Source organism: Streptomyces sp. NPDC050534, from assembly GCF_044457745.1.
Lineage (GTDB): Bacteria > Actinomycetota > Actinomycetes > Streptomycetales > Streptomycetaceae > Streptomyces.
In genome coordinates, this window is record NZ_JBITHF010000006.1 from 34,777 (window position 1) to 60,330 (window position 25,554).

The 25,554-nt window shown below is 71.0% G+C and carries 26 protein-coding genes; 9 read left to right on the forward strand and 17 right to left on the reverse strand.

The window, feature by feature from the left end; genetic code table 11:
- Position 1 precedes the first annotated feature (1 nt).
- Entirely contained in the window at positions 2–1,363 is a 1,362-nt protein-coding gene (locus ACIBN2_RS20215; RefSeq protein ID WP_399136668.1) for an LCP family protein, read from the forward strand.
- A gap of 111 nt (positions 1,364–1,474) precedes the next feature.
- Here ACIBN2_RS20215 and ACIBN2_RS20220 read toward each other — a convergent pair whose 3' ends face one another.
- The gene (locus ACIBN2_RS20220) at positions 1,475–2,032 is read right to left on the reverse strand and encodes an acyl-CoA thioesterase (RefSeq protein ID WP_399135861.1); all 558 of its coding nucleotides are present in this window, start codon (positions 2,030–2,032) and stop codon (positions 1,475–1,477) included.
- Positions 2,033–2,151: 119 nt separating this feature from the next.
- On the opposite strand from ACIBN2_RS20220, the gene ACIBN2_RS20225 reads away from it, so the two are divergent.
- Positions 2,152–3,420: an LCP family protein gene (locus ACIBN2_RS20225; protein WP_399135862.1), complete on the forward strand. Its 1,269-nt coding sequence runs from the start codon at positions 2,152–2,154 to the stop codon at positions 3,418–3,420.
- Entirely contained in the window at positions 3,413–4,048 is a 636-nt protein-coding gene (locus ACIBN2_RS20230) for an HAD family hydrolase (RefSeq protein ID WP_399135863.1), read from the forward strand. Before ACIBN2_RS20225 ends, ACIBN2_RS20230 begins: the two co-directional genes overlap by 8 nt.
- 33 nt (positions 4,049–4,081) lie before the next feature.
- Here ACIBN2_RS20230 and ACIBN2_RS20235 read toward each other — a convergent pair whose 3' ends face one another.
- Complete coding sequence (locus ACIBN2_RS20235) at positions 4,082–4,447, reverse strand: four-helix bundle copper-binding protein (protein ID WP_393868624.1); 366 nt, start codon at positions 4,445–4,447, stop codon at positions 4,082–4,084.
- A gap of 189 nt (positions 4,448–4,636) precedes the next feature.
- On the reverse strand, positions 4,637–5,794 hold the full coding sequence (locus tag ACIBN2_RS20240) for an acyl-CoA dehydrogenase (RefSeq protein ID WP_399135864.1): 1,158 nt from the start codon (positions 5,792–5,794) through the stop codon (positions 4,637–4,639).
- Positions 5,795–5,994: 200 nt separating this feature from the next.
- Here ACIBN2_RS20240 and ACIBN2_RS20245 point away from each other — a divergent pair, with 200 nt between their 5' ends.
- Positions 5,995–7,338: a UDP-glucose dehydrogenase family protein gene (locus ACIBN2_RS20245; protein ID WP_399135865.1), complete on the forward strand. Its 1,344-nt coding sequence runs from the start codon at positions 5,995–5,997 to the stop codon at positions 7,336–7,338.
- A 100-nt stretch (positions 7,339–7,438) separates the two neighbouring features.
- On the opposite strand, the gene ACIBN2_RS20250 is transcribed toward ACIBN2_RS20245, so the two are convergent.
- Positions 7,439–7,939, reverse strand: a complete 501-nt coding sequence (locus ACIBN2_RS20250; protein ID WP_399135866.1) for a CGNR zinc finger domain-containing protein — start codon at positions 7,937–7,939, stop codon at positions 7,439–7,441.
- A gap of 108 nt (positions 7,940–8,047) precedes the next feature.
- Between ACIBN2_RS20250 and ACIBN2_RS20255 the strand changes: the two genes are divergently transcribed.
- Positions 8,048–8,407, forward strand: coding sequence for a VOC family protein (locus ACIBN2_RS20255; RefSeq protein ID WP_399135867.1), 360 nt, complete (start codon positions 8,048–8,050; stop codon positions 8,405–8,407).
- Positions 8,408–8,420: 13 nt separating this feature from the next.
- The gene (locus ACIBN2_RS20260) at positions 8,421–8,810 is read left to right on the forward strand and encodes a VOC family protein (protein WP_399135868.1); all 390 of its coding nucleotides are present in this window, start codon (positions 8,421–8,423) and stop codon (positions 8,808–8,810) included.
- A 19-nt stretch (positions 8,811–8,829) separates the two neighbouring features.
- Here the strand turns inward: ACIBN2_RS20260 and ACIBN2_RS20265 are convergent, their stop codons facing one another.
- The 4 genes from ACIBN2_RS20265 to ACIBN2_RS20280 form a co-directional block, all read right to left on the reverse strand.
- On the reverse strand, positions 8,830–9,939 hold the full coding sequence (locus ACIBN2_RS20265) for a dipeptidase (RefSeq protein WP_399135869.1): 1,110 nt from the start codon (positions 9,937–9,939) through the stop codon (positions 8,830–8,832).
- 107 nt (positions 9,940–10,046) lie between these two features.
- Positions 10,047–11,222, reverse strand: a complete 1,176-nt coding sequence (locus ACIBN2_RS20270) for a dipeptidase (protein ID WP_399135870.1) — start codon at positions 11,220–11,222, stop codon at positions 10,047–10,049.
- Between the two features lie 5 nt (positions 11,223–11,227).
- Entirely contained in the window at positions 11,228–11,755 is a 528-nt protein-coding gene (gene purE / locus ACIBN2_RS20275; protein ID WP_399135871.1) for a 5-(carboxyamino)imidazole ribonucleotide mutase, read from the reverse strand.
- Positions 11,752–12,891, reverse strand: coding sequence for a 5-(carboxyamino)imidazole ribonucleotide synthase (locus tag ACIBN2_RS20280; RefSeq protein ID WP_399135872.1), 1,140 nt, complete (start codon positions 12,889–12,891; stop codon positions 11,752–11,754). The genes purE and ACIBN2_RS20280 overlap by 4 nt, the downstream gene beginning before the upstream one ends.
- Before the next feature lie 216 nt (positions 12,892–13,107).
- Here ACIBN2_RS20280 and ACIBN2_RS20285 point away from each other — a divergent pair, with 216 nt between their 5' ends.
- A complete protein-coding gene (locus tag ACIBN2_RS20285) occupies positions 13,108–13,638 on the forward strand; it encodes a GtrA family protein (protein ID WP_399135873.1) in 531 nt (176 codons plus the stop codon).
- A 48-nt stretch (positions 13,639–13,686) separates the two neighbouring features.
- Here ACIBN2_RS20285 and ACIBN2_RS20290 read toward each other — a convergent pair whose 3' ends face one another.
- Complete coding sequence (locus ACIBN2_RS20290; protein ID WP_399135874.1) at positions 13,687–14,961, reverse strand: ATP-binding protein; 1,275 nt, start codon at positions 14,959–14,961, stop codon at positions 13,687–13,689.
- A gap of 35 nt (positions 14,962–14,996) precedes the next feature.
- Complete coding sequence (locus tag ACIBN2_RS20295; RefSeq protein WP_399135875.1) at positions 14,997–15,674, reverse strand: response regulator transcription factor; 678 nt, start codon at positions 15,672–15,674, stop codon at positions 14,997–14,999.
- A 296-nt stretch (positions 15,675–15,970) separates the two neighbouring features.
- Between ACIBN2_RS20295 and ACIBN2_RS20300 the strand changes: the two genes are divergently transcribed.
- Entirely contained in the window at positions 15,971–17,467 is a 1,497-nt protein-coding gene (locus ACIBN2_RS20300) for an oligopeptide:H+ symporter (protein ID WP_399135876.1), read from the forward strand.
- A gap of 76 nt (positions 17,468–17,543) precedes the next feature.
- Here the strand turns inward: ACIBN2_RS20300 and ACIBN2_RS20305 are convergent, their stop codons facing one another.
- The 7 genes from ACIBN2_RS20305 to ACIBN2_RS20335 form a co-directional block, all read right to left on the reverse strand.
- Positions 17,544–18,815, reverse strand: coding sequence for a hypothetical protein (locus ACIBN2_RS20305; RefSeq protein ID WP_399135877.1), 1,272 nt, complete (start codon positions 18,813–18,815; stop codon positions 17,544–17,546).
- A 38-nt stretch (positions 18,816–18,853) separates the two neighbouring features.
- Positions 18,854–19,924 carry a hypothetical protein gene (locus ACIBN2_RS20310; RefSeq protein WP_399135878.1) on the reverse strand — a complete coding sequence of 357 codons (1,071 nt, stop codon included), beginning with the start codon at positions 19,922–19,924 and terminating at the stop codon, positions 18,854–18,856.
- Positions 19,921–20,748 (reverse strand): hypothetical protein, encoded by an 828-nt coding sequence (locus tag ACIBN2_RS20315; protein ID WP_399135879.1) that lies wholly within the window; start codon positions 20,746–20,748, stop codon positions 19,921–19,923. The genes ACIBN2_RS20310 and ACIBN2_RS20315 overlap by 4 nt, the downstream gene beginning before the upstream one ends.
- 29 nt (positions 20,749–20,777) lie before the next feature.
- Positions 20,778–21,464, reverse strand: coding sequence for an LPXTG cell wall anchor domain-containing protein (locus ACIBN2_RS20320; RefSeq protein ID WP_399135880.1), 687 nt, complete (start codon positions 21,462–21,464; stop codon positions 20,778–20,780).
- A gap of 156 nt (positions 21,465–21,620) precedes the next feature.
- Positions 21,621–22,943, reverse strand: coding sequence for a serine--tRNA ligase (gene serS, locus ACIBN2_RS20325; RefSeq protein WP_399135881.1), 1,323 nt, complete (start codon positions 22,941–22,943; stop codon positions 21,621–21,623).
- Between the two features lie 332 nt (positions 22,944–23,275).
- Positions 23,276–23,800, reverse strand: coding sequence for an ATP-binding protein (locus ACIBN2_RS20330; protein ID WP_399135882.1), 525 nt, complete (start codon positions 23,798–23,800; stop codon positions 23,276–23,278).
- Between the two features lie 216 nt (positions 23,801–24,016).
- Positions 24,017–24,394, reverse strand: a complete 378-nt coding sequence (locus tag ACIBN2_RS20335; RefSeq protein WP_399136669.1) for an STAS domain-containing protein — start codon at positions 24,392–24,394, stop codon at positions 24,017–24,019.
- A 234-nt stretch (positions 24,395–24,628) separates the two neighbouring features.
- Between ACIBN2_RS20335 and ACIBN2_RS20340 the strand changes: the two genes are divergently transcribed.
- Positions 24,629–25,549, forward strand: coding sequence for an RNA polymerase sigma factor SigF (locus tag ACIBN2_RS20340; RefSeq protein ID WP_399135883.1), 921 nt, complete (start codon positions 24,629–24,631; stop codon positions 25,547–25,549).
- Positions 25,550–25,554: the final 5 nt, after the last annotated feature.

The window sequence follows — 25,554 nt, forward strand, 5'->3', positions numbered from 1 at the left end:
CATGCGCGCGGCGACGACCCTCTCCGTCGTGGTCCTCGCCTCGGCCGGCATCGGGCACGCGGTCGTCACCAGCCTCGACGCGGGCATCGCACGCGTCGACCCCTTCAAGGACATGAAGAACCGCCCGCAGGCCGGCCACGGCATGAACGTCCTGCTGGTCGGGACCGACGGCCGCGACCGGATCAGCGACGCGGAGCGGCACCGGTACCACCTGGGCGGCGCCCCCTGCCACTGCACCGACACGATCATGATCGTGCACATCTCGGAGGACCGGGAACGGGCGAGCGTGGTGAGCCTGCCGCGCGACTCGTACGCCATGACGCCCGCACACGTCGACGAGCGGACCGGCAGGCGGATCCCCGCCCACCCCATCAAGATCAACGCGGCGTACGCGGAGGGCGGCCCGAACCTCACCGTCCAGACCGTCGAGGACATGACGCACGTGAAGATCGACCACTATCTGGAGGTCGACTTCACCAGCTTCATGCGGACCGTGGACGTGCTCGGCGGGGTGCAGATCTGCACGGCCACCCCCCTGAAGGACTCCTACACCGGACTCGACCTGCCCGCCGGAACGCACCGGCTCACGGGCGGACAGGCCCTGCAGTACGTCCGCGCCCGTCATGTCGACGGGGCCTCCGACCTCGGCCGGATGAAGCGCCAGCAGCGCTTCCTGGCGGCTCTGGTCGAGCGGGCCACCTCCTCCGGGATCCTGCTGAACCCGATGAAGTTCCGGGACGTGACGCGGGCGGTGCTGGGGTCGGTGCGCGCGGACAAGGGCTTCGGCACGGACGAGTTGCTCGACCTCGGGCGGGCGATGCGCAACTTCTCCCCCTCGTCCTCCGAGTTCACGACCGTGCCCATCGGGCAGATGAAGTTCGTCGTGAAGGGCATCGGCGAGACGCTGAAGTGGGACACCGCCGGGGCCGACCGCCTCTTCAGGTCCCTGCGCGACGACAAGCCCCTGGCGGTGGGCCCGGCGCGGCCCGCGGCCGTGGCGGTCGAGGTGGCCCCGCAGCAGATCCGGGTCCAGGTCGAGAACGGCACGGCCACCGAGGGGCTCGGCAGGCGCGTGGACGCGGCGCTGGCGGCAGCCGGCTTCCGGACGACCCGGACACCGGCGAACGCGGACGACCGCACCCGGAAGCGGACGGTCGTCGCCTACGACCCCGGCTGGGACCGCTCCGCGAAGTCGCTGGCCGCCGCGCTGCCCGGCAGCGAGCTCAAGCCGGTGAAGGGGCTCGGCCCGACGCTGAAGGTGATCGCCGGGGCCGACTTCAAGCAGGTGCGGCAGGTGCACGCGGAGGCCGCGTCCCCCGGGGCGGCCGGGGTGATGACGGGAGACCAGGTGGCGTGCTCGTGACGCTGCCGAGGGTGACGGCGGCGCCCAGAAGGGGCGCGGGGAACCCCGCGACCGGCCACGACGGTGCCGCGGACGAACTACGGGCCTCTTCCGGCCCGGGCAGCGGAGCGCTCAGTCGTCGAGGCCCTCGGCGGCACGCTTCTCCCGTAGTTCCATGATCGCGCGCCGCCTCGCCAGCCGGTGGGTGCGGCGGATCTGGGCCTCCTGGCAGCGGCGCCGGTCCCTCTCCGTCTCCGGGAGTACCGGCGGCACCGGGCGGGGCTTGCCGTCGGCGTCCACGGCGGCGAAGACCAGGTAGGCGGAGCCGACCTGGGTGGGCGGGGTGGACTCGTTCCAGCGCTCCGCCAGGACCCGCACACCGACCTCCATCGAGGTGCGGCCGGTCCAGTTGACCTGGGCCTTCACATGGACGAGGTCGCCGACCCGGACGGGCTCGAGGAACGCCATCTCGTCCATGGAGGCGGTGACGGCGGGTCCGCCGCTGTGCCGCCCGGCCACCGCGCCCGCCGCGTCGTCCACCAGCTTCATGATCACGCCGCCGTGCACCGTGCCCAGAAGGTTCGTGTCGTTGTGGGTCATGATGTGGCTGAGCGTGGTCCGGGACGCCGAAGTGGGCTTGCCCGGGATCTCCGGAGTGTCCGCTTCCACGGCGGGGGCCTGGTCTGTCATGGCCTCCACCTTATGCCGAGGCGACAACCGCGGACTTTGTGTTGGGTTCGCAACAGCCGTGCCCTGATTTTCCTACGACCCTTGTAAAGGACCAGGCCGCTCCCTGCACACTGGGGCCCATGAACGATTGGCCCGAGGCATGGTCCGACGACAACCGCAACCGGTACGGACGCGGCAGCGCCAGCGCACAGCCTGACGGTGCGCGGGCGATGCGGCAGGTCCGCCGCCCCGCCTCGGGCGCGTACGGGGGCTCCAACCCGTCCGCACCGCCGCACGGCGGGCGTGTGCCGCAGCAGCCGACGTACGTCGACGGCGACGGACACGACGATTACGACAGCGGCTACAACACCGGCCACGTCTACGGCGGCGGGCCGGGCGGACCCGGCGGCCAGGGCGGCTACCGGCCGCGGCCGAACTGGCGGCGCCGTATCAAGTGGACGGCGATCACGCTGGTGACGGTGCTGGTCGTGACGTCGGTCGCCACGTACTTCTGGGCCGACTCCAAGCTGCACCGCGACGTCGACCTGTCCAAGGTCATCGACCGGCCGTCCGCGGGGGACGGCACGAACTACCTGATCGTCGGCTCCGACAGCCGCGCCGGGCTGTCCAGCGAGCAGAAGAAGCAGCTGCACACCGGTTCCGCGGAGGGCAAGCGGACCGACTCGATGATGATCCTGCACGTGGGCAGCAACGGCGACACCCTCATCTCGCTGCCGCGCGACTCGAACGTGACGATCCCCTCGTACAAGGGGTCGACCTCCGGCAAGACCTACCCGAACACGGGCCGGCAGACGAAGCTGAACGCCGCGTACGCGGAGGACGGGCCGACGCTGCTCGTCCGCACGATCGAGTACAACATGGGCCTGCACATCGACCACTACGTCGAGATCGGCTTCGCCGGCTTCGCGAAGATCGTGGACGCGGTCGGCGGCGTGACCATCGACATCGACAAGGGCTTCAAGGACAAGTACTCGGGCGCCGACTTCAAGTCGGGCAAGCAGACGCTCAACGGCGACCAGGCGCTGGCCTTCGTCCGCACCCGTCACGCCTTCGCCGCCTCCGACCTGCAGCGCACCAAGAACCAGCAGAAGTTCCTCTCCGCGCTGGCGCACCAGGTGGCGACCCCCTCGACGGTCCTGAACCCGTTCAAGCTGTACCCGACGATGGGCGCGGGCCTGGACTCCCTGACCGTCGACAAGGACATGGGCCTGTGGGACCTGGCGTCGATGTTCTGGGCGATGAAGGGCGTCAGCGGCGGTGACGGCACGTCGCTGAACATGCCGATCTCCGGGTCCACCGGCGGCAACCTGGTCTGGGACAAGGCGAAGGTCAAGACGCTGGTGAACGAGCTGAACAACGACCAGAAGGTCACGGTCTCGAGTGAGTGACGGCAGCAACGGCAACAGACCGCCCTTCGGGGCGGTTCTGTGCGATGTGGACAACGTGATCCGGTCCTTCGACTCCTCGCGCGTCCAGGCGCTGGAGCGCGTCGCGGGGATCGCCGAGGGCACCACCCAGAAGGTGGCGTTCGCGCGGGAGACGGTCCTGCCGCTGCTGCTGGGCGAGATCACCTCGCAGGAGTGGGCCGAGGCCATCGCGGAGGGCCTCGGCGGGCTCGTACCGGAACAGCAGGTGGCGTACGAACTGGCTCTCGCCCTGATCGAGTCGCCCTTCCGCGCGGACGTGGAGGTCGTGGCGCTGCTGCGCCGCGCCCGGGTCCGGGTGCCGCTGGTGCTCGTCTCCAACGCGGCCCTGGAGCTGGAGTCCGACCTTCACTCCATGGGGCTGAGCGACCTCGCCGACCACGTCGTCAACAGCGCGCGCGTGGGTCTCGCCAAGCCGGACCCGCGCATCTTCCGGCTGGCGGCGGAGCTGGCGGGCACGGCACCCGAGCGCTGTCTGTTCGTCGACGACAGCGAGGAGAACGTCGAGGCGGCGTCCGCCCTCGGCATGCGTGCCGTGCACTTCCGCGAGCCGGCGGACCTGGAACGGGCGCTGGAGCCGCTGTTCGCGTGAGAGCCGGTTCGCGGACGTGCGGTCACGCGGCACTCACATCGTGGCGCCCGCCATCGCGCGGCACATCTCGGCGCAGCGGCGACACGCCTCCGCGCAGCGCATCATCTGTGGGTCGTCGGGCATGGACATACACGCCTCGGCGCACATGTCGCACGCCTTGGCGCACAGCGCGCACATCTCGGCCGACATCGGCGAGCGGCGCATCATCATGTCCGCGCACATCCGGGTCGTCTCGGAGCAGTCGATGAGCGCGCGCATGATCTGCATCTGCGCCTGACCGCCCATGCTCTGCATGCAGGAGCTCATGGTCTCCTCGCACATGCTGTGGCACGTCATGCATGCCTCGACGCAGTCCTGCATCTCCTTGCTCATGGCGCTCATGGGTCCGGTCTGGGTCATGGCTCCTCCTGGGAGGAAGGGGGCCCGGGGTGGGCCCGTGCCCTACCGTCCTACGCCCGCCCGACACCGGGCGCCATCGGGCGGACGCGAACAATCCGCTACGAATTGGGCGTCACCGAAGCGACAAAAGCCCCCGGAATCCCTCCGGGGGCTCTGTCGTCGCTGCGCCGATCGGCTGCGGGGCAGCGGTTACGGCAGGTTGCGCGCCATGACGATGCGCTGCACCTGGTTGGTGCCCTCGTAGATCTGCGTGATCTTGGCGTCGCGCATCATGCGCTCCACCGGGTAGTCACGGGTGTAGCCGTAGCCGCCGAGGAGCTGGACGGCGTCCGTGGTGACCTCCATCGCCACGTCCGAGGCGAAGCACTTGGCGGCGGCGCCCTGGAAGGTGAGGTCCTTGTCGCCGCGCTCGGAGGCGGCCGCGGCCTGGTAGGTCAGCGCGCGGGCCGCCGCGATCTTCATGGCCATGTCGGCGAGCATGAACTGGATGCCCTGGAAGTCGGCGATCGGCTTGCCGAACTGCTTGCGCTCCTGGACGTAGCCCTTGGCGTAGTCGAGGGCGCCCTGGGCGACGCCGAGGGCCTGGGCGGCGATGGTGATGCGGGTGTGGTCCAGCGTCTTCATCGCGGTGGCGAAGCCCGTGCCCTCCTCGCCGATCATGCGGTCGGCCGGGATGCGGACGTTGTCGAAGTAGACCTCGCGGGTCGGGGAGCCCTTGATGCCGAGCTTCTTCTCCGGGGCGCCGAAGGAGACGCCCTCGTCCGACTTCTCCACGACGAAGGCCGAGATGCCCTTGGAGCGCTTGCTCGGGTCGGTCACCGCCATGACCGTGTAGTAGTCGGAGACGCCCGCGTTGGTGATCCAGCGCTTGACGCCGTTGAGGATCCAGTGGTCGCCGTCACGCACGGCCTTGGTCTTCATGCCGGCCGCGTCCGAACCGGCGTCCGGCTCGGAGAGGCAGTAGGAGAACATGCCCTCGCCCTTGGCGAGGGGGGTCATGTACTTCTTCTTCAGGTCCTCGGAGCCGGAGAGGATGACGGGCAGCGAGCCCAGCTTGTTCACGGCCGGGATCAGGGACGAGGAGACGCACACGCGCGCCACCTCCTCGATCACGATCACGGTGGCCAGCGCGTCCGCGCCCGCGCCGCCGTACTCCTCGGGCACGTGCACGGCGTGCAGGTCGCTTGCGACCAGGGCGTCGAGCGCCTCCTGCGGGAAGCGGGCCTCCTCGTCCACCGCGGCCGCGAACGGCGCGATCTTCGCCTCGGCCAGTGAACGGATCGCGTCGCGGAGCATGTCGTGCTCCTCGGACGGGCGGTACAGGTCGAAGTCAGCCGATCCGGCCAAGGTCTCTCACGCTCCAAGGACGCTTGATGACGAACGGTGGTGATGGCGCTAATTACCGTTAAGTAACTCAAATTTTAGGGGGCGGCCCACAGGAGTGATACGTGAGCTTGGCGACAGCGGGAAAAGTGCCCGCTGAAAGGCCGCGGCAAGCCCCGGATATGCTCGGGCACCGCAGCGAATCCGTCCCCACTGGAGCATCCATGAGCCTCAAGATCACCGTGATCGGCACCGGCTATCTCGGCGCGACGCACGCCGCGGCCATGGCCGAGCTGGGCTTCGAGGTGCTCGCACTGGACATCGTGCGGGAGAAGATCGAGAAGCTCGAGCGGGCCGAGGCCCCGATGTTCGAGCCCGGCCTCGAGGAACTCCTGCGCAGGCACGTCGCCGGCTTCGAGGGCTCCAGCGGGCGGCTGCGGTTCACCCAGGACTGGGCGGAGGTCGGCGCCTTCGGCGACGTGCACTTCGTCTGCGTGAACACCCCGCAGAAGCACGGCGAGTACGCGTGCGACATGTCCTACGTCGACGCCGCGATCGCCTCGCTCGCCCCGCATCTGACCGGCCCGGCCCTGGTCGTCGGCAAGTCCACCGTGCCGGTCGGCTCCGCGGACCGGCTCGCCGCCTACCTCGCCGAGCACGCGCCGGCCGGGCAGGACGCCGAGCTGGCCTGGAACCCGGAGTTCCTGCGCGAGGGCTTCGCCGTCGACGACACCCTGCACCCGGACCGGGTCGTGGTCGGCGTGCGCAGCGAGCGGGCGGAGAAGCTGCTGCGGGAGGTGTACGCGACGCCGCTGTCCGAGGGAACGCCGTTCGTCGTCACCGACTTCCCGACCGCCGAGCTGGTGAAGACCTCGGCGAACTCCTTCCTCGCCACCAAGATCTCCTTCATCAACGCGATGGCGGAGATGTGCGAGGCCTCCGGCGGCGACGTGGCCAAGCTCGCCGAGGCGATCGGGTACGACGACCGGATCGGCAAGAAGTTCCTGCGCGCCGGCATCGGCTTCGGCGGCGGCTGTCTGCCCAAGGACATCCGGGCGTTCATGGCGCGCGCCGGTGAGCTCGGCGCCGACCAGGCGCTGACCTTCCTGCGCGAGATCGACTCGATCAACATGCGCCAGCGCGGCCAGATGGTGGAGCTCGCGCGCGAGGCGCTGGGCGGCGGGTCCTTCCTGGGCAAGCGGGTCGCGGTGCTCGGCGCCACCTTCAAGCCGGACTCCGACGACGTACGCGACTCCCCCGCGCTGAACGTCGCCGGGCAGATCCACCTCCAGGGCGGCCAGGTGACCGTCTACGACCCCAAGGGCATGGACAACGCCCGCCGGATCTTCCCGACGCTCGGCTACGCCGACTCCGCCATGGAGGCGGTGCGCGGCGCCGACGTCGTGCTGCACCTGACGGAGTGGCGGGAGTTCCGCGAGCTGGACCCGGCGGAGCTCGGCGCGGTCGCGGCGGACCGGGTGATCCTGGACGGGCGCAACGCCCTCGACCCGGAGCTGTGGCGCAAGGCCGGCTGGACGTACCGCGCGATGGGCCGGCCCACGGCCTGACCCCGGACGCGCAAGGCGACGCCGGTTCGGCCGAGGCTCAGTCGGCCGAACCGGCGTCTCGTTGCATTCTGCACCACCGGCCTGTGGCTCGGCGGGGGAACTACTTCGCGCGGTAGCGGCGCATCTTCGCGCGCGCCCCGCACACCTGCATCGAGCACCAGCGGCCGCGGCCGGCCGGACTGCGGTCGTAGTACGCCCAGTGGCAGGTGACGGCCTCGCACGCCTTCAGCCGGGTCCAGGTGCCATCGACCAGCGCACCGGCCACGGCGGCCGCGACGCGGGAGAGCAGGGGGCCGCGGTCCGCGGGGGCCAGGGCGGCCGCGCCGTCCCGCTCGTCGACCGTCACCACCAGCGGCGCCCCGGCCAGCAGCTCCCCCAGCGGGGTCACCGCGCGGTGCGGCGGGTGGCCGGCGTGGGCGAGCAGGGCCGCGCGCAGCGACTCGCGCAGTTCGCGGGCCTGCTCCAGCTCGTCGGGGGCGAGGCCGAACGGCGCCCGCCCCTCCGCCGTGTCCAGGGCGTCGCTGCCCGACTCCAGGTCCACCGTGTTCACCAGGGACTCGACCAGGGCCAGCTCGCCGGGCGCGGCCGATCTCTCACTCATGCTTGCGACGTTACCTCCATTGGGGGAGTATGCAGTAACTGCGTTACCGGTTGCCTTCTTCTACGGGTAACCCTGCCGTTGAGGATTCCGAGGATCCGAGGAGGATTCATGGCTCTCGCCGAACTGGGCGTCGTCGTCCTGGACTGTCCCGACCCGGGCGCGCTGGCCGCCTTCTACGCCGAGGTGCTGGGCGGCACCGTCGAGGGCGAAGGAGAGTGGGTGGACCTGAAGGTGCCCGGCGGGCAGGCGCTGGCCTTCCAGGCCGCCTCCGGGTTCGTCGCGCCGGAATGGCCCGCGCCCGACCACTCGCAGCAGTTCCATCTGGACCTGACCGTCGAGGACCTGGACGCGGCCGAGGCGGGCGTGCTGGCGCTCGGCGCGAAGCCGCTGGACGCCGCCGACCGCTCGCGCACCTTCCGGGTTTACGCGGATCCGGCCGGGCACCCGTTCTGTCTCTGCGCCTGCTGACCCGGGAGGACCCATGTCCGTGGCCCGTTTCCGTTCCGTCGTGCTCGACTGCCCCGACCCACGCGCGCTCGCCGGGTTCTACGCCGCGGTCGTGGGCGGTACGCCCGAGCAGGACGACCCCGACTGGGTCGTGCTGCACGTCCCGGACGGCCCCCGGCTCGCCTTCCAGCGCGCGGAGGGCCTGACACCGCCCGAGTGGCCGCGCGCGGACCGCAACTCCCAGCAGTTCCACCTCGACTTCGACGCCGGGTCTACGTGGGAGGAGATGGACACGGCGCACGAGAAGGTGCTGGCGCTGGGCGCGCGGCCGCTGGACCTGGAGGACCGCGAGAAGAAGGACTTCATGGTCTACGCCGACCCGGCCGGGCACCCCTTCTGCCTCTGCCGGATCGAGCAGCCGTAACCCGCCGGCCGGCGCCGGGTCAGCCGTCGAGGTCCGCGATCTTCGCGGTCGACGGCTCCCGGCGCTGCTGCGCCGCACGGGCGGTGAAGTCGGCGCTGCGCAGCACGCGCTGGACGTTGCCCCAGGTCAGCAGGGCGATGTCGGACTCCGGCCAGCCGCGGCGCAGCAGTTCCGCGATGAGGTGCGGATAGCGCGAGGGCTCACCGAGGTCCTGGGGATGCCCGGTGCCGGCGTCGTACGTGCCGGACAGGCCGACGCACTCCGGTCCCGCCACCTCCCGCACATGGTCGAGGTGGTCGGCCACGGCCCGGACCGACGGACCCGTCTGCTCCGGCGTGAGCGGCACCATGCACAGGCCCTTGGCGGCCCCCAGCCCGGCGAGCAGGTCGTCGGCGAGGTTGGCCGGGTGGGGGCGCAGGGCGCACGCGGCGGAGCGGGTGAACAGCACGGGCGCCCGGGAGACCCGCAGCACGCGCCGGACGGTGTCCGCGGAGGCGCCGGAGAGGTCGGCGAGGACGCCGAGCCGGTTCATCTCGCGCACCACCTCCTCGCCGAACCGGGTGAGCCCGGTCTCGCCCGCCCAGGACACCCCGGACAGGGTGAGCAGGCGCAGGCCGAGCGTGTGCAGGGCGCGCAGGATGCCGAGGGAGTCGCCCACGGCGGCGGCTCCGGCCGGGCCGAGCAGCACGGCGATCCGGCCGCACAGGCGGGCGTCGGTGGCCTGCCCGGCGGTGCTCACCGAGCGCAGGCCCTCGGGGTGGGTCCGTACGACGGTGTTCACCAGGTCCAGCTGCTCCAGCGTCGCGCCGACGGCCCTGTCCCCGACGATGCCCTCGGGCAGGTGCAGCGACCAGAACAGCGCGCCGACGTGCCCCTGGCGCAGCCGCGGCACGTCCGTGTCGACGGAACTCTCGCCGAGCTCCAGGTCGTACCAGGGCAGGCGTCTGAGGGCCCACGGCAGTCCGCTGTAGCCGTCGGCGACGGGGTGTGCGGCGAGGATCGTGCGGGCCCGCTCCAGATCGGCGGTGCCGGGCTCGGAGACGGACGCCTGGGAGCCGTCGTCCTCGAAGGGATCCGGCAGCGCGTCGAGTCCGCCGGTGGCGTCCAGTTCGTCCTGAAGATCTGCCATGGCGCGCTCCGTACGTGGTGTTCGTCCCTCGGGGGGTACGGCCACCGTCGCACGGGAGCGCGCCGGGCTTCCTGATGTGCGGAGCCGTTCGGGGGTACGGCGCCCGCTCAGCCGTCCAGTGACTCGATGGTCGCGTTCGACGGCGGCCGGGTCGCCCTCAGGTCGCGGGCCACGTCCTCGGCCGCGCCCAGCACCCGTACCGAGTTCTGCCAGGTCACCTTGGCGAGGTCGGCCTTCGACCAGCCGCGGTCCAGCAGTTCGGCGATCAGGTTCGGGTAGCCGGAGACGTCGCCGAGGCCGTCGGGCGTGAAGGCCGTGCCGTCGTAGTCGCCGCCGATGCCGAGGTGGTCGACGCCGGCGACCTCGCGCATGTGGTCCAGGTGGTCGGCGACCGTGGAGACCGTGGCGACCGGGCGCGGGGTGCGCTCCTCGAAGGCGCGGTGGAGCTTCATCGCCTCCTCGCCGGTGTCCAGGTGGTGGAAGCCGTGGGCGCGCAGGTTCTCGTCGGCGGCGGCCGTCCAGTCCACGGCGGCCTGGAGCACGAACTTCGGCACGAAGGTCACCATCGCGACGCCGCCGTTGCCGGGCAGGCGCTCCAGGACGTCGTCCGGGATGTTACGCGGGTGGTCGCACACGGCCAGGGAGGAGGAGTGGGAGAAGATCACCGGCGCGGACGAGGCGTCCAGCGCGTCGCGCATCGTCGTCGCCGCCACGTGCGAGAGGTCGACGAGCATGCCGAGGCGGTTCATCTCCCGCACGACCTCACGGCCGAACGCGGACAGGCCGCCGACGTTCGGCTCGTCGGTCGCCGAGTCCGCCCAGGGGTTGTTGTCGTTGTGGGTGAGCGTCATGTAGCGGACGCCCAGCTCGTACAGGCCGCGCAGCGTGCCGAGCGAGCAGCCGATGGAGTGGCCGCCCTCCGCGCCCATGAGGGAGGCGATACGGCCCTCCCCGCGCGCCGCCTCCATGTCCGCGGCCGTCAGCGCGGGCGCCAGGTCCGCCGGGTAGCGCGCCAGCAACTGGCGTACGCAGTCGATCTGCTCGAGCGTCGCGGGCACCGCGTCCGGCAGGTCGGAGCGGACGTACACCGACCAGTACTGCGCGCCGACGCCGCCCTCGCGCAGGCGCGGGATGTCGGTGTGCAGATGGGCGTTCTGGGCCACGGCGATGTCACGGGCGTCGAGGTCGTAGCCGACCTTGCGCAGCGCCCAGGGCAGGTCGTTGTGACCGTCGACGACCGGGAACTCGCGCAGCAGGTCCCGGGCTTCCTCCAGGGAGGTCATCCGCGTCACTTCCCCGAGCCGAAGCCGAAGCCGCCCGCGCCCTCGACCTTGGTGCGCAGGCGCTTGCCCTTCTCGGTGGCCTGGTCGTTCAGCTCCTGCTGGAACTCCCGCATACGGCCGAGCAGATCCTCGTCGTGCGCGGCCAGGATGCGGGCCGCGAGCAGACCGGCGTTGCGGGCACCCCCGACGGAGACGGTCGCGACCGGCACGCCCGCCGGCATCTGCACGATCGACAGCAGGGAGTCCATGCCGTCGAGGTACTTCAGAGGCACCGGGACGCCGATGACCGGCAGCGGCGTCACGGAGGCGAGCATGCCCGGCAGATGGGCGGCGCCGCCGGCTCCCGCGATGATCACCTTGAGTCCCCGCTCGGCGGCCTGCTCGCCGTAGGAGATCATCTCGCGCGGCATGCGGTGCGCGGAGACGACGTCGACCTCGTAGTCGATCTCGAACTCGTCGAGGGCCTGGGCGGCGGCCTCCATGACGGGCCAGTCGGAGTCCGACCCCATGACGATGCCAACAACAGGGCTCATTCGGTGATCGTGCCTCTCAGGTAGCCGGCTGCGTGCCGTGCGCGCTCGAGGACGTCGTCCAGGTCCTCGCCGTAGGTGTTGACGTGGCCCACCTTGCGGCCGGGCTTCACGTCCTTGCCGTACATGTGGATCTTCAGCTGGGGGTCGCGGGCCATGCAGTGCAGGTACGCGGAGTACATGTCCGGGTAGTCGCCGCCGAGGACGTTGACCATGACCGTCCACCGGGCGCGCGGGCGCGGGTCGCCGAGCGGGAGGTCGAGGACCGCGCGGACGTGGTTGGCGAACTGGCTGGTGATCGCGCCGTCCTGGCTCCAGTGGCCGGAGTTGTGCGGGCGCATCGCCAGCTCGTTGACGAGGATGCGGCCGTCGCGGGTCTGGAACAGCTCGACGGCGAGGTGGCCGACGAGGTCGAGTTCCTTCGCGATGGTCAGCGCCATCTCCTCGGCCTCCAGGGCGAGTGCCCGGTTCAGGTCGGGGGCGGGCGCGATGACCGTGTCGCAGACGCCGTTCACCTGCTGGGACTCCACGACCGGGTAGGCGACGGCCTGGCCGTGCGGGGACCGTACGACGTTGGCCGCCAGCTCCCGTACGTAGTCGACCTTCTCCTCGGCGAGGACCGGGACGCCGGCGCGGAACGGGTCCGCGGCCTCCTCGGCGGAGTCGACCACCCACACGCCCTTGCCGTCGTAACCGCCGCGGACGGTCTTGAGCACGACCGGGAAGCCGTCGCCCTCGGCCGCGAACGCGGCCACGTCGTCCGGGTCGCTCACGATCCGGTGCCGCGGGCAGGGAATGCCCAGGGCGTCGAGCTTCGCGCGCATCACCCCCTTGTCCTGGGCGTGCACGAGCGCGGCCGGGCTGGGGCGCACGGGGATGCCGTCCGCCTCCAGAGCACGCAGATGCTCGGTGGGTACGTGTTCGTGATCGAAGGTGATCACGTCGCAGCCCTTCGCGAACTCGCGCAGCGTGTCGAGATCGCGGTAGTCGCCTACGACGACATCACCGACGACCTGCGCCGCGGAATCCTGCGGGGTGTCACTGAGGAGCTTGAACCTGATGCCGAGCGGGATGCCTGCCTCGTGTGTCATACGAGCGAGCTGGCCACCGCCGACCATGCCGACTACCGGGAACGTCACGCACCTAGGGTATCGGCCGCGGCGGCGCGACCTGTTTCCGGCCGTTTCCTGGCGCTCTTACCGGGCTCTTCCCGGACGTTTCCGCCTCTTCCCTCCTTCTTTCCAACCTGTTTCCGACCTGTGAGCGCATCCACAGGAGTTTATGAAGGGCGATGGTTAGCATGGCTGGGTTGACGGGAACGACCACGCATCTATCGGACGGGGGCCTTCAGGACCATGGGACAGGGTTCCTCAGGGCTGCGAAGGCTCGCACATGAGATCGCCAAATTCGGTGCGGTGGGCGCGCTCGGCACGGTCGTGAACTTCGGCGTCTCCAACCTGCTGTGGCATCTGACCAGCCTGCAGGCGGTGCGCGCCAACGTGATCGCCACGGTCGTCGCGATCGGCGTCAACTATCTGGGCTTCCGCTACTTCACCTACCGCGACCGCGACAAGAGCGCACGGACCAAGGAACTCACGCTGTTCCTGGCCTTCAGCGTGGTCGGCCTGGTGATCGAGAACGGCGTCCTGTACGCCGCGATCTACGGCTTCGGGTGGGACAGCTCGCTGCAGCGCAACATCTTCAAGGTCGTCGGCATCGGGCTCGGCACGCTGTTCCGGTTCTGGTCCTACCGCACCTGGGTCTTCCGGGCCCTGCCGGCCCGCGAGGCCGTCGCGGACGCGGAGTCGTTCCTGGAGGAGTCCGAGCCGGGAACGGCCACGGAGCCTGAAATAGGCCACCCCAAGGCCGAGCAGCGGGTCAGCTGAGCGGACGGGCTCGCTCGCGCGGACAGGCCCGCTCGTACCGGCGGCACCTCACCTGACCGTCGGCTCCGTGTCCGGAGTCGGCCTCTTCAGTGGAGGTGTGCGTGACAGGAACAGGCCGAACACCGGCGGCTGTGTCTGCAGCATCTCCAGACGTCCGCCGTCCGCCTCCGCCAGATCCCGCGCCACGGCGAGGCCGATCCCCGTCGAGTTCCGCCCGCTGATCGTGCGCTCGAAGATCCGCGCGCCGAGGTCGGCCGGCACCCCGGGTCCCTCGTCGGTGACCTCGACGACCGCCTGGTTGCCGGTGACGCGGGTGCGCAGCGCCACCGTGCCGCCGCCGTGCATGAGGGAGTTCTCGATCAGCGCCGCCAGCACCTGCGCGACGGCGCCCGGTGTGCCGACCGCCTGAAGATGCCGCTTGCCCGAGCTGACGATCGCCCGGCCCGCGCTGCGGTACGCCGGGCGCCACTCGGCGAGCTGCTGCTGGATGACCTCGTCGAGGTCGAAGGAGACGGCGTTGCCGGTGCGCGGGTCACGGGAGTTGGTGAGCAGCCGCTCCACCACGTCCGTCAGCCGCTCCACCTGGGTGAGGGCGACATTGGCCTCCTCCTTCACCGTGTCCGGGTCGTCGGTGAGGGTGATCTCCTCCAGCCGCATCGACAGCGCGGTCAGCGGCGTGCGCAGCTGGTGGGAGGCGTCGGCGGCCAGCCGCCGCTCGGCGGTGAGCATACGGGCGATGCGCTCGGCGGAGCCGTCCAGCACGTCCGCCACACGGTCCAGCTCCGGGACGCCGTAGCGCTTGTGACGCGGGCGCGGGTCACCGGAGCCGAGGCGTTCGGCGGTCTCGGCGAGGTCGGTGAGCGGCGAGGCGAGCCGGTTGGCCTGGCGGATCGCCAGCAGCACGGCGGCCACCACCGCGAGCAGCGCGACCAGGGCGATGATCAGCAGCGTACGGCCGACCTCACGGCTGACGGTCGAGCGCGGCTCCTCGACGACGACCCGCTCGCCCTCCTCCCCCGTGGCCTTGCCGCGGATGGCCTCGCCCCGGGGCTTGGAGCCGACCTCGATGGGCGCCTGCCCGGGGATCTCGATGACGGCGTAGCGGTCGCCGGTGACCTGGCTCTTGAGGACGTCCGCGCTGACGGTCCCCGCCCCGATGAGACGGCTGTCCACGATGCTGGCCAGGCGCTGCGCCTCGGAACTGACCCGTTCCTGGGCGCTGTTGCTGATCGTCCGTGTCTCGACGATGACGAGGGACACGCCGAACACGGCGATCACGACGAGGACCACGGCGAGCGTGGACTGGATCAGGCGGCGGCGCATGTCCTCTGTACCTGTGTCGGCCTACGGGTGGGGGCTCAGCTCTTCTCGAACCGGAAGCCCACGCCACGCACGGTGGCGATGTACCGGGGGTTCGCCGCGTCGTCGCCCAGCTTCTTGCGCAGCCAGGAGATGTGCATGTCGAGCGTCTTCGTCGACGACCACCAGGTGGTGTCCCAGACCTCGCGCATCAGCTGGTCCCGGGTGACGACCCGGCCCGCGTCCCGCACGAGGACCCGCAGCAGGTCGAACTCCTTGGCGGTGAGCTGGAGTTCCTCCTCGCCCATCCACGCCCGGTGCGACTCCACGTCGATCCGCACGCCGTGCGTAGCGGGCGGCTGCGCCGGCTCCGCGGCACCGCGCCGCAGCAGGGCCCGGACGCGGGCCAGCAGTTCGGCGAGCCGGAAGGGCTTGGTGACGTAGTCGTCGGCACCCGCGTCGAGGCCGACGACGGTGTCCACCTCGTCGGCGCGCGCGGTCAGGATGAGGATCGGAACGGCGTGGCCCTCGGCACGCAGCCGGCGGGCGACCTCCAGACCGTCCATGCCGGGCAGCCCGAGGTCCAGCACGACCAGGTCGACGCCGCCCTGCATTCCGGCGTCGAGCGCGGTGGGTCCGTCCTCGCGCACCTCCACCTCGTAACCTTCCCGGCGCAGTGCGCGGGCCAGCGGCTCCGAGATGGACGCGTCGTCCTCGGCGAGCAGTACACGGGTCATGAGGTGATGGTAGTCCGCTCCTGACATGTGCTGTGGTGTGATCGGCGCTGGTGATTCTTACCTTCGGCCGCGCGGGGGCGAACCTGTGTCTTAGCGGTGCGATCCTCGTAGAGACCTTGGAAAAGGCGCGTACGGTTCCTTGATCGCCTGTGATCCGCGTCTCAAGTCCTTCCATATCCGGCAGTGTCCTGCCGTATGGTGAATCCACGCCTGTAGCACTTCGGGGACCTTTTGCGGCCACTTCACGCCGAAGGTCTCTTTTGTGTGCGGTAGACCCCCACCAGCAAGGAACAACCATGGCGTCCAGCTTGACGAAGGACTCGGTGCGCCCGGGCACCCCCGGCTCCGAGAAGACCTTCTTCGGCCACCCCCGCGGTCTGGCCACCCTCTTCATGACCGAGATGTGGGAGCGATTCTCCTACTACGGCATGAAGGCACTGCTCCCGCTGTACCTGGTGGCACCGGGCGGCCTGCACCTCAACGCGGCCGCCGCGACCGCGATCTACTCGGTGTACCTCTCGCTCGTGTACCTGCTCGCCCTCCCGGGCGGCTGGTTCGCCGACCGCGTCCTCGGCCCCCGTAAGACCGTGGCGGTCGCCGGCGCGATCATCATGCTCGGCCACCTCACCCTGGCCCTGCCGAACTCCGGCACCTTCTACGCGGGTCTCGGCCTCGTCGCCATCGGTTCCGGCCTGCTGAAGGCCAACATCTCCACGATGGTCGGCCACCTCTACGACGGCCCGGACGACCCGCGCCGTGACGGTGGCTTCACGCTGTTCTACATCGGCATCAACCTGGGCGCCTTCGCCGCGCCGCTGGTCATCGGCACCGTCGGCGAGAACGTCAACTGGCACCTGGGCTTCGCGCTCGCCGCGCTCGGCATGGCGCTGGGTCTGGCCCAGTTCCTGCTCGGCACCCGCCACCTGGACGCGCGCTCGGACATCGTCCCGACGCCGCTGTCGGACGCCGAGAAGAAGGCCACGCTGACGAAGGCCGCCCTGTGGGCGGGCGTCGCGGCCCTCTTCTACATCGTCGTCGGGGTCTCCGGCGTCTACACGCTGAACTGGCTGCTGGTGCCGATCACCATCGCCGGTCTGCTCATCCCGGTCGTCGTGATCGCCCGCATCAAGCGGGACAAGGAACTGAACCGCGCCGAGCAGTCGAAGATGTCCGCGTACATCTGGTTCTTCGTCGCCGCCGCCGTGTTCTGGATGATCTACGACCAGGGTGGCTCGACGGTGTCGCTGTTCGCCGAGTCCTCGGCGAAGAACACCGTGTTCGGCTGGGAGTTCCCGGTCTCCTGGTACCAGTCCGTCAACCCGGTCATGATCATGGCGTTCGCGCCGCTCTTCGCCTGGGCGTGGCTGGCGCTGGCCCGCCGTGGCAAGGAGCCGAGCACCGCGGTGAAGTTCACGGGCGGTCTGGTCCTGATCGGCGCGTCCTTCTTCCTCTTCCTCGCCCCGCTCTCGATCGCCGACGGCGGTCACAAGGCGGCCGCGATGTGGCTGGTCGGCATCTACTTCGTCCAGACCGTCGGTGAGCTGATGCTCTCGCCGGTCGGCCTGTCGGTCACCACGAAGATGGCGCCCGCGAAGTACGCCTCCCAGATGATGGGCGTCTGGTTCCTGGCCGTCACCGCCGGTGACGCCACGACCGGCCTGCTCTCCATCGCCGGCGTCGACCTCAACAAGACGGGCATCGTGGCCCTGCAGGCCGTGCTCGCGGTGTTCGCCGGCATGGCCGTGTGGATGTACCGCAAGCGGGTCAAGGAGCTCATGGGCGACGTGCACTGACGTCGTCCTGGCAGGCGAGAGGGTCACCGCACGTTTCCTGTGCGGTGACCCTCTCGCCGTGTGTGGTCCGGAGGACTCAGCGCGCCCGGCGTCCCGGCATGAACGTGAAGACCGCCGCGCCCAGCAGGACCGCCGTGCCGGCGACCAGGCCCAGGGCCTTGAGGGCGCCGTGGTCGTCGGAGCCCGTCTGCGCCAGGCCCCCGCTCGACGACGAGGACGACGTGCCGCCGCCCGACGTGGAGGACGAGCCGCCCGATGCTCCGCTCGCCTGGGCCGAGGTGTCCAGGGTCAGGGAGACGGCCGTCCTGTCCGGCTTGCAGGTCGTCGTCGTGCCGAGGGCGTTGATGGTGAGGACGCCCGGGGACAGGGTCGAGCTGCCGTCCGCGCCCGGTTTGTAGGTGCCGGTGAGGTCGGGGATCTCGATCGGGTCGCCCGACTTGATGTCCTTGGCGTTCGTCGGGCCCTCGACGTGCACCGTGCCCTTGTCCGCGCCGCCCAGCACGACCTCCATCGACGGCTTCACCGAGCCCTTGGGGATGTCGGCCGGGCTGTCCATCACCGACTTCTTGAACTTCACGGTGAGTCCGAAACTCCCGCCGCTCTTCTTGGCGTCGATCTGGATGGGCGAGGTCGCCTTCTTCTCACCGATAGGCGACTGGCAGGTGTAGGGGATGTCGACCTGCTTGCCCGTGAAGTCGCTCTGGTCGCTGCCCGTGCCGTCACCGGCGGACGCCGACGGGTCCGACGTGCCGGGGGCCGAGGCCGAGGGAGACGCCGGCTGCGAGGCCGAGCCCGTCGGGTCCGGCGTCGTGCTCGACGAGCCTCCGCCTCCCGGCGACACCTCGATCGTCGCCGCCTTCTGCACCGTCTCGGTCGGCGTGCACTTCGTGTCCGTCGACATGGCGTTGACGGTGTACGCGTCCGGCGTCAGCGTCACCTCGCCCGGCGTCGTCAGCTTCAGGGTGCCCTTCATGTCGGACAGCACCATGGCCGCGCCCTTGGGGATGGCCGGGTTCTCCCGCGCCCCCTGCATCGCGATCGCCGCGGCCTGCGCGCCGGCCGCCTTGAGCGTCCCGGAGGGCTGGACCGAGTTGGCGGGCAGGTCGATGATGTCCGGGTTCTTCGACGCGGCCTGCGCGAACTTCCATACGACGGTCACCGTGTCGCCCACCTTCGCCGTGGCCGGCGCGGTGACCTCCACCTTCGTGGTGCCGTCGACGGGGGCGATGCCCGCGGGCGGCACGCAGTGGGTCGCGAACGACACCTCCGCGGCCTGTGCGGACCCGGCGGCCAGACCCAGCAGGGCCCCGGCGCCGCCGAGCACCAGCGCGACGCCCGCCGCACTCACCCTCCTCGCGCCGACCGGTGTGACTCTCCTTCGCTTTCTCACGTGGGTCCCTTCGTGGTGGGAGTCGTAGGACTCGTCGGGCTGTCGTCGTGCGGTGCGGAGAGCCGACCGGCCGTGTCCGGACCGGAGTCCGGGGTGAACCACGGCAGGGTCGAGTTCGAGGGGGGCTCCTGGGCCGCCTTGGGGCTGAACTTCGGCATGCGCAGGGCGAGTTCGGGCATCCGCAGACCGCGGTGCCGCAGGCCGCCCGCGCGCCGCGGCCGTACCCGGTCCACGACCGCCATCCCGGCGCGGAACACCGCTGCCGGCACGACCACGCAGACCAGGATCCAGAACAGGGTCACGCCCCAGGGCCGGCCCACGCCCCAGGGCTGCTCGGCGAGGACCTTCCCGGTGTACTTGAGCGAGACGTCGTAGTCGCCGTGCGCGCCCGCCGTCAGCTCGACGGGCAGCTTGATCTGCGCCTTCCTTCCGGGCTGGATGGTGCCGCGCCACTGCTGGTCCTCCCACTGCGGGGCGAACACGCCGTGGGAGGTGCCGACCTGGAAGACGGGGTTCTTGACCGCGGTCGTGCCGACGTTGCCGACGGTGAAGACCAGCGTGCGCGAGGGCGGCGCGCCGAACCACGTGAGCAGCCCGCTCGAGCCGTCGAGCCGGGTGTCCGTGAGGACCGAAAGCCGCCCGCCCAAGGTGTCTGCGGGCAGCGGTTCGACCGCGTGCCCGGCCACCTGGAAGATCGCGTCGGCGTCGGCCCTGGCGCCGGTGACGGTGGCCACGTGCACCACGCACGGACACGGCACCGGCGGCTCGGAGACCGGCAGCTTCTTGCTGAAGGAGCCCTTGGCGCCGGTGGTGACGGCCCTGCCGTCCGCGTTGGCACAGGAGTTGGTGCCGCCGATCACGCCCCGAGCGGGCACCGACTGCCCGCAGATCAGCATCATCAGCAGCGCGTGCGGCCGCCAGCCGCTGCCGCTGACGGTGATCGAACCGCCCGTTCCCGCCTGGGACTTGGAGAGTCTCACGCTCGGCCCGTCCGCCGTCGCCGGCCCCGCCGTCACAGCCAGCAGGAGCAGCGCGAGCACGGCCGCCGTCCACACCTTGCGGTTCACGTCACCGCTCCCGTCAACTCGACTTCCGTACACGGGGATTCGGGCGCCCCGCCGTCGGCCGTACGGCGCCTGTGACGTCGTAGGAGAAGCAGCGTGGTCCCGGCGGTCAGCGCCGCCGCGGTCCCGGCCGCCGCGCCCCAGGGCACGAACCGTGCCGATGCCCCGGCCGTGTCGTGCGCGCCGCCCGGTGCCGTGGCGGTCAGGCGTACGTCGACCGCGTCCAGGGCGGGACGGCCGGTCCAGGGCTCGGTGAGACGCACGCGGCGGCCGGGCGCGAGGTGCACCGGCAGGGTGCGCGGGGCGCGGTCCAGGACCGGGCCGAACAGGCCGTCCGCGTGCACGGCCAGGCGCGGTACGAGGGTGGTCGTACCGCGGTTGACCAGCTCGTAGGAGATGCCGTCGCCGTGCACCGAGACGTGCTCGACGGTCAGCGCGGACAGAGCCGGTCCGCCCGTCCGCAGGCGGACCGGGACCGTGGCCGTCCGGCCGTCGCCGGCGCGGGCGACGATCGAGCCGGTGCGGTCGCCGCGCGCTCTGACCGTGAACGGGACGTCGGCGCGGGTGCGGGCCGGCACCCGCACCCGGCTCTCGGCGAAGGTGACCGCGACGCCGCTGCCGCTCAGCCGTACCGTGACCGCCCGCGCGCCGCGGTTGGTCACCGACACCGTGTCCTGCAGCACCGCGCCGGGCGCGCCCTCGGCGTAGAAGGACGGGCGCCCGCCGCCGGACGGCGCGAGGGACCAGCCGTCGTCGGCCCGGGCCGGCGCGGCGGCGGCCAGCACCAGCAGGAGGGACACGAACAGGACACGGGCGGCAGGCGACATCCGGCGGCTCCAGCGGTCGTGGCAGTGGTTCAGCGTTGGGCCTGCTGGCTCCTCCGTGTGATCCACAGCGCGCCCGCCGCGCCCACGAGGAGCACAGTGCCGCCGAGCGTGCCGAGGGCGATGGCGGAGTCGTCGGGGCCGGTCTGCGGGAGCGAGGATCCCGACTCGCTGCCGCTCTGGCTGGTTCCGCCGGAGGAGCCGCCGCTGGCCGCCGTCACGTCCAGCGTCAGTGCCGGACCGGGGTTGTTGGACGGCGTGCAGGTGGTCGTGGTGCCCAGTGCCTTGATGGTGAGCACGCCCGGCGTGAAGGTGACGCTGCCGGACTTCCTCGGCGTGTACGTACCCGTCAAGTCGTTGATCTTGATGGGGGTGTTGGCCGGAATGGCGGCCTGGTTGGCGGGCCCGGAGACGTTCACCGTGCCGCTGTCGGCGCCGCCGACCTTGATGACGGCGCTGGGGTTCATCGCGCCCTTGCCCAGCTCGACCGGGCTGGAGGAGACGCCCTTCTGCCAGGACATGGTGAGCTTGTAGCCGCTGCCGCTCTTCACACCCTTGATGTCGATGGGCGAGACGGCGCTCTTGTTCCCGATCGGCGTCTTGCACTGGTAGTTGACGTCGACGACCTTGGCCTCGGCTGCGGGGGCGGCGAGCAGCACCACCGAGCCGGCCAGGGCCGCGGCGGACGCGAACGCGGCGGTTCGTTTCCGGTACGACACGGTTCCGCTCCCTCTGCGAGTTCCTGACGGCACATCAGATTTGGCCGTCAAGGTACGCCCGGGGTCTTGAGGAGGGAAGAGACGGTGCGCGCCGGAGTTGTGGGGATCCGGCGCGCACAGGTGGTGTGACGGGTGGAGAGGGTGACCCTCGGTAACTCAGGGGCGGCCCGGGAGCGGGGTACGGGCGGTGCCCAGCACCTCCGGCAGTCCCCACCGCCGCAGCACCTCCGGCACCGCGACCGTGCCGTCGGCCCGCTGGTGCTGCTCCAGGATCGCGGGCAGCAGACGGCTGGTGGCGAGGCCCGAGGCGTTGAGCGTGTGCACGCACGCGGGCTTCCCGCCGTTCTCCGGGCGGATGGGGGTCCCCCCGCTCGAGCGAAGCCGAGAGTGGGGGAGGATGCCGCCGCGCCGCGCCTGGTAGGCGCGGGCGTTCGACACCGAGCTGACCTCGGTGTAGCCGCCGAGGCTGGGCAGCCAGACCTCCACGTCGTAGGTCTTGGCCTGGGCGGCGCTGGTGTCCTCGGCCGCGAGCTGGGTGACCCGGTGGTGCAGGCCGAGCCCGGCGACCAACTCCTCGGCGCGGGCCAGCAGTTCGAGCTGGGCGGCCGCCGAGTCGGCGGGGCGCGTGTACTGGAACAGCTCGACCTTGTTGAACTGGTGGCCGCGCAGCGTCCCGCGCTCGGCGGTGCGGTAGCCGCCGCTCTCCTTGCGGTAACAGGGCGTGCAGGCCACGTACTTGAGCGGCAGCTCCCGCTCGTCGAGGGTCTCACCGCGGTGCAGGCTCGCCAGCGCGGTCTCGGCGGTGGGCAGCAGGAAGTGGTCGTCCACGTGGAAGACCTCGTCGGCGAACTTCGGGAACTGTCCCGCCGTGTAGCCCGCCTCGTGGGTCAGCAGGTGCGGCGGCAGCACGAACTCGTAGCCTGCCCGGCGGTGCGTGTCGAGGAAGTGGTTGAGCAGCGCCCACTCCAGGGCGGCGCCCTCGCCGCGGTAGATCCAGTAGCCGTTGCCCGCGAGCGCCGCGCCCCGCCTGTGGTCCACGAGCCCGAGGTCCTCGGTGAGTTGCACATGGTCCTTGGGCGCGAAGCCGAAGGCGGGCGGCGCGCCCGCGGTCCGCACGACCTGGTTGTTCTCCTTGCCGCCCGCGACGACGTCGTCGTCCGGGAGGTTGGGCAGGCCGTCGAGGAAGTCCTGGTGCGGCCCGGCCAGCCTGCCGAGTCCGGCCTCGGCCTCGGCGAGCCGGCCGGCCAGGGCCCTGGCCGCCGCCTGGAGCTCCCCGGCCGCCTCGCCCGCCCGCCGCCGTACGGCGATGTCGGCCGAGATGCGCCGCCGCTCGCCGCGCAGCCGCTCCACGGCCGCACGGGCCGCGCGGAACTCGGCGTCCAGGGCGAGGAAGGCCGGGATGTCCACGTCGACGGCGCGTTTGCGCAGACCTTCGCGGACCTGGTCGGGATGGCGTCGGATGAGGGTGACGTCGAGCATGGCGCGCGCTCCGTCCGGTCGTCCGGAGCGGCACGCACCGCCCCGGGGTGATTCCCCCGGGGCGTGGGCGAGAGGGTGCTCGCGGTGCCACCACGCCTTCACCGTCCTGCGCAGGCGACGCACGCCCGTAGGACGGTCTCGTTCTGGCCCGGTGACGGGGGCCGGCCGGCGGGGCATTGCCTCCCCGCACTCGGGAGGGGATTGGCACCGGCACGCGAGGCCGCCGTCACAGCGGGGGGCGGCTCTCTCGGCTCGCGTGGGTCCGGGCTACTTGTCTCCGTCAGCGCGTTGCCGACGAGGGTAGGCAGCCGTCCCCGGTCCGGCCAAGCGATTTACCCGGGCACGCCCAGTTCCGCCCACACGGTCTTGCCCGCGACCCCCGGCGCCCGCGCGACGCCCCAGTCCAGGCAGAGCCGCTGCACGATGAACATGCCGTGTCCGCCGGGGCGGCCCGCTCGGTGCGGAGTGCGCGGGGCCGGCTGGCCCGTCCCCTTGTCCGAGACCTCGATGCGGATGACCTTCTTGTCGCAGGTGATCCACAGCTCGTCCGGGCCCTCGGCGTGCAGACAGGCGTTGGTGACCAGCTCGGAGACGACCAGCAGCACGTCCTCGGCGGCGGCCCGCCGGTCGGCCGTGGCGGCGGGCAGCCAGCCCCACGCGTACATCGCCTGGCGGGTGAAGTCGCGGGCGAGCGGCACGACGCCGCTCTCGCCGTCGAAACTCAGCCTGCGGACCTGACCGCCCCCGGGCGACCCGGGCGCGGCCGGCGCTGCGGCCGCGTCGCCTTCGGACGCCACGGAAGCGCCGCTGGGCTCCGGGCCGCGGTCGCCCGGCGAGCAAGGCCGGGTGGTGCTCATCAGCGCTTCACCTCACCGATTCACCGTTCACGATTCAAGAGTCAGTACGTTGATCGACGGTGGATCCGTCGCTGTGCCACCGACTTGTTCAGAATGTCTCCTGCCCGACCGAACCGGCGGAACACCCCCTTGTTCGGCACCGAGGGCGGGACGCCCGGAAAGTGCCGGTCATGCAGGGGCGGCCCGGCCGGGAAACAGGCACGGACCGCCGGAGGTTCAGCCGGCCGTGTCGGCCAGGGCCGCCTCGAGCGTGGCATGAACACTGAAGACCGCTTCCGCCCCGGTGATCTCGAACACGCGCGCGACCACGGGCTGCATGCCCGCGAGGTGCACCCCACCCCCTGCGGCCTCCGCCTTGAGGCGGGCGCCGAGCAGTACGTTGAGCCCCGTGGAGTCGCAGAACTCCAGCCGCGAGCAGTCCACGACGAGGCGGCTGAACCCCTTGGCGAGGCATTCCTCGAGTGGCTCACGCAACAGATCGGCGGTGTGGTGATCCAACTCACCCGCCGGGGTCACGACGGCACTGGGGCCTTCTTCTCTGACCTCCACCAGTAGCCGGCCAGACTGTGCGCTGCCGACCGTCCCGCGGTCCATGCCGTCTTTCTCCCGACGTCGTGGCTGCTGACTCACGCCCTCGAACACTACGCCTTCCTCACACTCTCCGACACCCGAACATCCGCCCACAAACGGACATATCCCCACAGAACGCACTTGCGGCGGGTGTGGGAAAGCAGGTAGGGCTAGAGATACGTAACCGACACGGCCGGCTTTGGAGGCGCCGCACACCGCAGTGCACGCACTGGCTTCGGCAGCCATATGCCGAGAACGATGGAGGACATCATGTCACCCCGGCTCGACGCATCGCACACCCAGGAGGCGACGTCGGCTTCCGCTCCGGACCATCTGGACCCCATCGCGGACAGCGACGCCGACGCGCTTGCGGGGCTGGACGGACTCCCGGAGATCCCTCCGTACGACGAAGTGGGACCCGTAGACGCCCGAGCGCTGTCCAAGACCCTCTTCGAGCGGCTGGAGTCCCTCGAGGAAGGCACGTACGAGTACTCGTACGTCCGCAACACGCTCGTCGAACTGAACCTCGCGCTGGTCAAGTTCGCCGCCTCCCGCTTCCGCTCGCGCAGCGAGCCCATGGAGGACATCATCCAGGTCGGGACGATCGGTCTGATCAAGGCGATCGACCGCTTCGAGCTGGCCCGGGGCGTCGAGTTCCCCACGTTCGCGATGCCTACCATCGTCGGCGAGATCAAGCGCTTCTTCCGGGACACCTCGTGGTCCGTGCGCGTACCGCGCCGGCTCCAGGAGCTCCGGCTCGACCTGGCCAAGGCCGGTGACGAGCTGGCCCAGAAGCTCGACCGGGCCCCGACCGTGGCCGAGCTCGCCGAGCGCCTCGACCTCTCCAGGGACGAGGTCGTCGAGGGCATGGCGGCGTCGAACGCGTACACCGCCTCCTCGCTGGACGCCCAGCCCGAGGAGGACGACGCCGAGGGCGCGCTCGCGGACCGGATCGGGTACGAGGACCACGGCCTCGAGGGCATCGAGTACGTCGAGTCGCTGAAGCCGCTGATCGCCGAACTCCCGCCGCGGGACCGGAAGATCCTTTCCCTCCGCTTCGTCGCCGGCATGACCCAGTCGGAGATAGGGGAGGAGCTCGGCATCTCTCAGATGCATGTGTCGCGGCTGCTGTCGCGGACGCTGGTGCGACTGCGCAAGGGCCTGACCATCGAGGAATGACGCCT